The sequence below is a fragment of the Mycolicibacter sinensis genome, from assembly GCF_001673565.1.
GTDB lineage: Bacteria > Actinomycetota > Actinomycetes > Mycobacteriales > Mycobacteriaceae > Mycobacterium > Mycobacterium sinense_C.
Genome location: NZ_LZMF01000051.1, coordinates 1 through 8761, shown reverse-complemented (window position 1 = coordinate 8761; position 8761 = coordinate 1). Strand labels below are relative to the sequence as shown.

Below are 8761 nucleotides of genomic sequence, written 5' to 3'. Positions count from 1 at the left end.
GCCCGAACGTCTGCTCGACTTGCTGTTGCGCGCCGGGCCCTACCGCGACGGCGGCCACCCGCTGACCCTCGCCCGGGTGCGCGAGTATCCCGACGGGATGGATTTCGGGCCACTGAGCCCGCAACTCCCCGGGATACTCACCACACCGTCGGGGCAGATCGAGCTCGCCCCGACCCCGCTGGTGGACGATGTTGCCCAGCTGCGCACCAGCTTGCGGCCGCCCCGCAAACACAGCATGGTGCTGGTCGGGCGGCGTCACCTGCGGTCGAACAACTCCTGGATGCACAACCTGCCCACGCTGGCCAAAGGACCAGACCGGTGCACGTTGCAGATTCACCCCGCCGACGTCGCACGTCTGCAGCTCGGCAAGTTCGCCCGGGCGAGGGTCAGCGGGTGGCCGCCGTCGCGGTAGGGCCCGGCGCGCAACAGCAAGTCGAGCAGACGTTCGGGACCGCCGGGCTCGGCAGTCGAATCGCCGGCTGCGTGCCTGTCGCCGTTGACGGTACGGTTCAGCGTTTCGGCGACCATATCGTCGATGGCTTTCAGGTCGGCCGCGGCACCTTGCCGTGCCAGGATTCCGATCAAGCGCAGCAAGATCTGCCAGTCCGCCTGGTCGTCGGGCTGCGCGGGCAGCACCGGCGGTGAGTAGGTGGCGGTGTTGCGGATCGCGAAGTGGCCGAAGAACAAGTCGTAGTGGGGCTTGGTCAGCGGGGAGAGCGCCGGCAACAGTACGTGCGCGTGCCGTGTCGTTTCGTTGCGGTACAGATCCAGGCTGACCATGAGTTCGAGCTGCTCGAATGCCGCCGCGAGGCGAGAGCTGTTCGGAGCTGAGCGCGCCGGATTTCCGGCGACGGTGATCAGCGCCTTCACCTGCCCGGTCCCCGGGGTGTCGATCTCCTCGGCAAGGCACGCCAGCGGCAGCTCGCCGAGGGTTTCGGGGGCGCCGCGCACGCGGCTGCGCCATCGCCCGATCGCGGTGCCCGTCCGCCCGGCGGTCACCAGTCGCAGATCGGCCGCCGGGCGGGCGAACATGGCACCGCCGGGCCGATCGAGGTTGCCGGTCAGCACATTGAGGACATCAATTAGCCAGCTCGACACGGTGCCGAATCGCTGGGTGCAGGTGCCGGTGCGGCCGTAGACGGCCGCAGCAGACGCGGTGGCGAGATCACGCGCGATGCGGCGGATCTCGGCGTCCGGGATTTCGCAGTGCGGCGCAACAGCTTCCGGCGAGAACTCGCGCGTGACCTCTTCAACATCCTCGACGCCGCGAACGTGCGGGTCGAGCCTGCCAAGATCGACCAAGCCCTCACTGAACAGCACCTGCACCAACGACGCCAGTAGTAGCGCATCGGTGCCCGGCCGGATCGGGTAGTGCTCGTCGGCCTCTTGGGCGGTTCGCGTGCGGTTGGGGTCGACCACGATCAACCGTCCCCCGCGGCGCCGCAGTGCGCCGAGCCGTGCCCGCATACCCGGAGCGGTGAGCAGGCTCCCGTTGGACACCATCGGGTTGGCGCCCAAGATCAACAGATAGGAGCAGCGGTCGATGTCGGGCAGCGGCACCGTGTACATCCCCCCGAACATGAGTTGGCAGGCAACAAATTTCGGCATCGCGTCGACGGTGTTCGCGGTATAGATGTTGCGTGAGCCGAGGGCCCGCATCGCGGCACTGGCGTACAGCGTCGTGGCGAAGTCGTGTGCCACGGGGTTGCCGAGGTACAAGGCCACGGCATCCGCGCCGTGCCGGTCAATGATCGCGGTGAGTCGTTGATCGATGACCGCGAACGCCTCCGCCCAGGACGCGGGCCGGAGCCGGCCGTCGGCGCCGCGGAGATGCGGTGTGCGTACCCGGTCGGGATCGACGTGAAGCTCCTTGAGCCCGAAGGCTTTCGGGCACACATGCCCGCGACTCAGAACATGGTCGCGATTGCCGCGAATGGAGACGACCTCGCCGGCGTCCACGCTGCTCTCCAAACCGCAACCGGCCTCGCAGAGCGAACAGACATGCCGCTGAACTTGCATACCGGCAGTATAAACGTACTGACGGTATGTACCGCAAGTATGTACTGTGAGTAGGTTATGCTGGCAACCGTGACCGGCCCGCGTACCCAGGCAGAACGCACGCGCGTCACCATCGAGCAGATCGTGGCGGTGGCGCGCCGCTCATTCGCCGACGACGGCTTCGACGCCACCTCCGTTGATGGCATCGTTGAACGTGCCGGCATGACCAAAGGCGCCCTCTACCACCACTTCGCGGGCAAACGCGCGTTGTTCGCCGCGGTGTATGAAGCCGAGCAGCATGCGATCGGCCAGGCTGTGCTGCGCGCAGCCCGAGGCGGCGACAGCAGCTGGCAGAATTTCCTGACCGGCTGCCGAGCCTTCTTCGACGCTGTGCTGGATCCAGGCGTGCAGCGCATCACGCTGATCGACGCGCCCGCTGTCCTCGGCTGGGAGATGATGCGCAAGCTCGAGGACGAGCATGTCACGTCGCTGCTGCGGCAGGGTCTTTCTCAAGCGATCGCTGACGGCCACCTCGAACGCCAGCGCGTGGAGCCGCTGGCGCACCTCGTACATGGCGCGATGTGCGAAGCCGCGATGACAGTTGCCCGCTCGCCTGACCCCAAGCGCGCGAGCAAGGATTCGCTGGCGGCCCTGGAAAATCTGCTCAACGGTATCGCTGTTCGCCGCAAGCCCTGACCGCGTGTGATGAGGTCGGCCGGACTCGCTCGTAAGGCCTAAATGCTGTAGCGCCTCAGCCGCTGCAACCGCCGCATCCCGGCGGCGGCCACCTTCTCGCCAGCGGGCCGAAGGGCCTCTTCGAGCCGAGCCTGAACGTCCGCGGTGTCGAGGTGCGTGCCAATCGCGACGAGGTGGCTGGCCCCGGCACCCGCAGGCGCGGTCACCACGTGCACCGACGTGCCGACCACATTAAAGAGGTAGTGGCGCTTGCCGATCGCAACCGTGCCCTTCATTCGGTAGACGCCCTGCGGCGGCTGCTCGAGCAGGTCGATCAGCGAACCGGGGTCCACGGCGCCGTCGCCGACGACGGTCACCGACGTCGCATGTACGTGGTCGTGGTGTTCATCGTGAGCGTCGGCGGCCTCGTCGATAAGCAGCTCCCGAAGCGACATCTGCCCGGTTTCGCCGCCGTCGGTGACGTCGTAGAGCAACCGGGGATCGACCCGTCCCGCCACCGCACCCACCACGTGAGCGTCGGGATTCAGTTCGCGCACACGGGCTTCGACCCGACGAAGGGTCGCGTCGCGGGCGTCCTCGGCGATCCGGTCCAGCTTGTTCACCACGACCAGGGAGGCCACGCCGTAGCGCGGCGGCGGGGCGGACCCGGTGTCGACGGTGTCGAAGTGCTCGGCTGCATCGATGACGTCGACGACACCGCCGTGGCGTATCCGCTCCACCCCGCTGAACCGGATGACCCGCGATACCGCCGCCGGCTCCGCCACCCCGCTGGCCTCGATGATGATCGCGTCGAGGGCGAGCTTCGGGTCGGCCAGCTTCTCCAGCGCCTGGTCAAGCGCGCCGTCATCGGGCAGATGGCAGATGCAGCCGCCGGCGATGGACATCGGCTCGTCGACCTGGCCCGCCACCAGTCCGGCGTCGACATTTAGTTCACCGAAGTCGTTGATAACGACCCCGATTCGCGCTCCCGGCGCCCGCAGCACATGGTTGAGCAGCGTGGTCTTGCCCGCCCCGAGGTACCCCGTCAGCGCGATGACGGGGATGGCGGGCGTGTTGCGGTCGGCCACCCGGCCATTATCGACAGCGCCCGCACGGGGTCGAAGCCGGCCCTTCAGTTGCCATACAGATGCAGCGCCCGCCCGGTGACGGTGGCCACGTCGCCGCTGAGCCCGGCGATGGGCGGACCACCGCGCTGATGGATCACGTTCGCGAGCACGACCACGTACGTGTCCGACCCGGGGTCGACCCACAGCGTCACTCCGGTGAACCCGGTGTGCCCGAAGCTGCCGATCGGAAAGATCATCCCGCGCGGCCGGGAGTGCGGCGTATCGATGTCCCAGCCGAAACCGCGGAGATCCTGTCCGGCGATCGCCGGATAGTGCGCGGCGAGCAGCGGATCGGCCCTATTGGGTGAGAGTGCATTCGCCTGTTGCGCAGCGGCGTTCGCGGCCACCAGCTGTGCTGCGTCGTGCCCGGGCTGCTGAGGTGTCGTCATCAATTCCACGGTGGATCGCCGCAGCGGAAACGGGCTCGGGCGCCCGGCGAGCCGATCGAGTAGGGCCTGGGCGTACCTGCCGATGTCACTGGCGGTCGAGAACACTCCGGCGCTGCCGGCCACCCCTCCCATGCGGCGTGCCGTCGGGTCATTCACCGTGCCGCGCAGCAGCTGATCGTAGTCCGGATTGATCCCGGGAGTGTCTTCGTCATGCGCCGTCGGCGCGATGCGGGCCAACAGGTCGGTTCTCCAGCCACCTGCCGGGCACTCGCCGTCCGGGGATGCGCTCGCGTCCAATGCGATAGCAGTACCGCGGATCTGATGCGGGCCACACGCTCTGGCGGCAGGCAGGTAACGGGTGTCGGTCATGCCCAGCGGCGCAAAAACGTTGTCCTGCACGTAGGTGTCCAACGGTTGGCCGGTCATCGTCTCGACCAGCGCGCCCAGGATGATGAAACCGATGTCCGAGTAGTGGAAGATCTCGCCGGGGCCGAACTCCAGCGGTGCGGTCAGTGCCCGATGAACACCACCGGCCTTGTCGGGCTCGGTCAGGCCCCACGGACCCTGGTGGCTCAAGTCGCCTCCGATGCCCGAGGTGTGGGTGAGCAGCATGCGTAACGTCACCTGGGCGCGCCGGGGGTCGCCTGCCTCGTTGAACTCCGGCAGGTAGGTCTGGACGGGTTCGTCGATTTGGACCCGGCCCTGTTCGTACAGTTGCAGGACCGCGACGGCCGTCGCGAGGCACTTCGTCAGCGACGCGATGTCGAAGATGGTGTCCTCGGTCATCGGCTCGGCGGGGGCAGGCGATCCGTCAAGCCACGGTTCGTCCGCGAGCTTGCGCGCCCCGAAGGCCTGGCTGAACACGATCGTGCCGGCGTGCCCGATCCGGACTACTGCACCGGGCAGCCGGGGAGCCGCGATCGCGTCGTTCATCAGCGCAGAGACCGGCGCGACCAGCTCCTCGCGAGGTGCGTAGGGCGCATCCTCACGAGGTATGACGGGCACTGTGGTGGACGCGGTGCTGGCCGGCGGTGGCGGGTGCTGCGGGAAGCTGCACGACGGAACCGGCGCCAGCACGAGCGCGACGCTTCCCACGGCGCAGGCCTGGAAGATGCGCGATCTCGCCACCGTCACAGCATCGACGGATCGGCCCCAGTCGTCCAGCCCGCGTCACCGGTTGGGGCGGGCAACGTGATGATGGCTCCAGACCGCATCATCTCGCTACCCTCGATATGTGCCGGACCTAACGAACCCGCCGCCCGCTCGACGTCTGCGCCGGGAACCGGAAGTGAAACCCAGTGCTTCGAGCGATGCAAGCCCCATCGTTCTCGATGTGGAGGGCTCCGGTGTCCAACCGCCGGTCACCCCTCGGGTGCGTCGGGCGTTCTGGCTACTGGAGCGACTCGCGCCCGCCATCGGGTCGCGGTGGGCGATCGAACTGTGGTGCACCCCGCCGGTCATGGATTCCAGCCTGCGGATGCCGCCCGGCGTCCCGCCCGGCCAACCGTTGGAAGCGCATTGGGACGGACACCGGATCGTGGGCGAGTCCTGGGGCGAGGGGCCGCCGGTCTATCTGGTGCACGGCTGGGGTGGGCGTCGGCCTCACCTGGGGATGTTCATCAAACCTCTGGTCGAATCCGGGCATCGGGTCATCGCGTTCGACCTGCCCAGCCATAACGAGTCCGATCCGGGCGTGCTCGCACCGGGTCGCACCACCGCCATCGAGTGCGCCGAAGCGGTCGCAGCCATGATCCGCACGCACGGGCCGGCCCGCGCGGTTGTTGCCCACTCCCTGGGGGCCAATGCGACCGCGTTCGCGGCGTCGTGGGGCGCGACGGTCGGGCGGTTGGTGTTCCTGGCGCCGATGGGCGAGTTCCCGATTTACCTGGATCTTTTCGCCGCGCGCCACAACTTCGGCCGACGGATACGCGCCGGCCTGCATCGACGCCTTGAACGCCGGATCGCCATGCCGCTCGAGGACACCAACATGGTCCGGATTGCCGAGCGAACCGACTATCCGCCGCTGCTGCTCATCCACGACCCCGATGACCCCGACACTCCCTATGCGACGAGCGAAAAGGTCGTCGCCGCATGGCCGGGCGCACGCTTGATGACGACGGCAGGGCTCGGCCGGCTGGCGCATTTCCGAATCTTGCGGCACCGTCCCGCGATTCGCGCGGGCGTCGAATTCATCGGTCCCGCAACGGTTTAAAAAAGCCGCTACGAGGGTACTGCCCTGCGGGCATTTTCTCACCGGCGCCGGAGAGCCGAACCGCTCATGCAGCATCGGCGGAGCAGCGGCGATCTCCCCTACACTCGCGGGCGATCCGAATCCGACCGAAAGAGGTGATATGGCTATGCCAGAAGAACTCGATCGAGGGTCCGCAATCCACCTTGCCGTCACCACGGCATGGCTGGCGGGCGCGGTAGCAGGCGCCTGGCTGCTGGGTTGGGCGCTGTATTGGCTGCTGCAGCGCGTCAGCCGGCGTAGCGGACTGCTCAACGACTTCGCGGCTTTGACCCGAATGCCGGTCCGGGTGATCCTGATGGTGATTGCCGCGCGCATCGCGGTCAGTGCAACCGTCCCGGCATCGACGCCCGGCCGTGGTGGAGTCGATCAACTGTTCCACATCTTGATGATCGCCGCCGTGACGTGGTTGTTCGCCGCTTTAACACTGCTGGCAGAGCGACGCGCCATCGCCCGCTTCGCGGGCGGCCAGTTGCAGGTAAGCGATGCGGACCGGTTCCAGCGGCGGGTCAAAACGCAGATCACCACGCTGCGGCGGCTCGCGATCGCCGTCGTCGTCGTCCTCGGCACGGCCGCGGCGCTGATGACCTTCCCGTCCTTCACCCAGATCGGCACGACGATGTTCGCCTCGGCCGGGATACTTTCGGTGGTCGCTGGCCTGGCCGCCCAAACCTCACTGGGCTCGGTGTTCGCCGGCATGCAGATCTCGTTTTCCGACGCCGTCCGGGTCGGCGACGTCGTGGTGCTCGAAGGCGAGTGGGGACGCATCGAAGAGATCACGCTGACGTATGTCGTGGTCCAGGTCTGGGATCAGCGACGAATGATCCTCCCGACCACGTACTTCACGAAGACCCCCTTCGAGAACTGGACCCGCCGAACGACCGAGTTGCTCGGCACCGTGCAGCTCGACGTCGACTTCGCCGCACCGGTTGATGCGATGCGCGCCGAGCTGGACCGGCTGCTCTCAACGAGCGACTTGTGGGACGGTCGATCCAGCGGGCTGGTGGTCACCGACGCCGTCGACGGCTACCTTCGGGTGCGGATCACGGTGAGCGCGGCCGATTCCGGTGCGTTGTTCGACCTCAGATGCGTTGTTCGTGAGGGCATGGTCGAGTGGTTGCAGCGCACGCACCCCGCGGCTTTGCCGCGCTGGCGCGTGGAGCAACCATCCGCAAGCGTCCTGGCCGGCGATTCCGATCGGGTCAGCGACACGAAAACACCTGCCTACGCGCATTAGCCGGCCATCGTGCCGATCTTCGATCACCGCGACCGTATCGACATCGCCATGCTGGCGGTAGTGATCGCGGCCATGCACCTGGTCGGATTCGGCACCCTGGTCCTGATCGCACCACGCGGCTACCACGCGGGCACCGAGGCGTTCGGCATCGGGCTGGGCGTGACCGCCTACCTGCTCGGACTGCGGCACGGATTCGATGCCGACCACATCGCGGCAATCGACAACACCACCCGCAAACTGATCAGCGACGGGCAGAAGCCCAAGTCCGTCGGTTTCTGGTTCGCGATGGGCCACTCCAGTCTGGTGCTGTTAATGGCCGTCTTGGTTATCGCGGGTGCTCGCGTGGCGGGGACTCTGGCCGACGACACTTCACCGGCCCAGCGCGTGCTGGGCATCGCCGGCATCACGGCTTCCGGGCTGTTTCTCTACCTGATCGCGATCATGAACATCGTTGCGATGGTGGGCATATTCCGCGCGTTCACCCGATTGCGACGCGGCTCGTATTCCGAGGACGACCTCGAGGCGGCGCTGGGAGACAGGGGCATATTGGCTCGGCTGCTGCGCCCGATCATGCACCGGATCAGGCGTCCATGGCAGATGTTCCCGGTCGGCCTGTTGTTCGGGATCGGCTTCGACACCGCCACCGAGGTCGCGATCCTGGTACTGGCCGGCAGCGGCGCGGCTGCCGGTCTGCCGTGGTACGCGGTCCTGGTGCTGCCCTTGCTGTTCGCGGCCGGGATGGCGCTGACCGACACCGCCGACGGGCTGTTGATGACCGCCGCCTACGACTGGGCCTTCATGCAGCCCGCCCGCAAGCTCTATTACAACTTCACCGTCACCGGCCTGTCCGTCGCGGTGGCACTGCTGATCGGCACGATCGAGCTGGTGACGGTCCTGCACGAGGACCTGCATTGGGAGGGTCCGGTGAGCACCTGGATCAGCGAAATCAGCCTCAATAACGCCGGGCTGGCGATCGTCGCGCTGTTCGCCGTCACCTGGCTGGGCGCGATCGGCTACTGGAAGGCGGGGAAGCTGGAAACCCGGTGGGCGACGAGTTCCCCGACGCTACGCCTCCGGCGGGAACCAG

The 8761-nt window shown here is 67.3% G+C and carries 7 protein-coding genes and 1 pseudogene; 5 read left to right on the top strand and 3 right to left on the bottom strand.

Going from position 1 to position 8761, the window contains the following annotated elements; genetic code table 11:
* Nucleotides 1-412, top strand: a pseudogene (locus A5648_RS22675) (molybdopterin oxidoreductase family protein); the annotation flags it as partial.
* On the opposite strand, the gene A5648_RS08455 reads toward A5648_RS22675, so the two are convergent.
* Nucleotides 334-2019 carry a molybdopterin-dependent oxidoreductase gene (locus tag A5648_RS08455; protein WP_207511623.1) on the bottom strand — a complete coding sequence of 562 codons (1686 nt, stop codon included), beginning with the start codon at nucleotides 2017-2019 and terminating at the stop codon, nucleotides 334-336. The pseudogene A5648_RS22675 and the gene A5648_RS08455 sit on opposite strands and share 79 nt — an antisense overlap.
* Nucleotides 2020-2088: 69 nt before the next feature.
* On the opposite strand from A5648_RS08455, the gene A5648_RS08450 reads away from it, so the two are divergent.
* Nucleotides 2089-2694 carry a TetR/AcrR family transcriptional regulator gene (locus A5648_RS08450; protein WP_082966386.1) on the top strand — a complete coding sequence of 202 codons (606 nt, stop codon included), beginning with the start codon at nucleotides 2089-2091 and terminating at the stop codon, nucleotides 2692-2694.
* Nucleotides 2695-2732: 38 nt separating this feature from the next.
* On the opposite strand, the gene A5648_RS08445 is transcribed toward A5648_RS08450, so the two are convergent.
* The gene (locus A5648_RS08445; protein WP_065024106.1) at nucleotides 2733-3761 is read right to left on the bottom strand and encodes a CobW family GTP-binding protein; all 1029 of its coding nucleotides are present in this window, start codon (nucleotides 3759-3761) and stop codon (nucleotides 2733-2735) included.
* 44 nt (nucleotides 3762-3805) lie between these two features.
* Nucleotides 3806-5323, bottom strand: coding sequence for a serine hydrolase domain-containing protein (locus A5648_RS08440; protein WP_428844322.1), 1518 nt, complete (start codon nucleotides 5321-5323; stop codon nucleotides 3806-3808).
* Nucleotides 5324-5459: 136 nt separating this feature from the next.
* On the opposite strand from A5648_RS08440, the gene A5648_RS08435 reads away from it, so the two are divergent.
* From A5648_RS08435 to A5648_RS08425, 3 genes are all read left to right on the top strand, one after another.
* Entirely contained in the window at nucleotides 5460-6401 is a 942-nt protein-coding gene (locus A5648_RS08435; protein ID WP_065024108.1) for an alpha/beta fold hydrolase, read from the top strand.
* 145 nt (nucleotides 6402-6546) lie between these two features.
* A complete protein-coding gene (locus A5648_RS08430) occupies nucleotides 6547-7674 on the top strand; it encodes a mechanosensitive ion channel family protein (RefSeq protein ID WP_065024105.1) in 1128 nt (375 codons plus the stop codon).
* Between the two features lie 9 nt (nucleotides 7675-7683).
* Nucleotides 7684-8761, top strand: a 1078-nt coding sequence (locus A5648_RS08425; protein WP_065024104.1) for a HoxN/HupN/NixA family nickel/cobalt transporter, incomplete at its 3' end; no start/stop codon positions are given.

Excerpts from the sequence above, each read along its gene's own strand:
- A5648_RS08455 (WP_207511623.1), bottom strand. The coding sequence starts at position 2,019 with ATGCAAGTTCAGCGGCATGTCTGTTCGCTCTGCGAGGCCGGTTGCGGT.
- A5648_RS08430 (WP_065024105.1), top strand. The coding sequence starts at position 6,547 with ATGCCAGAAGAACTCGATCGAGGGTCCGCAATCCACCTTGCCGTCACC.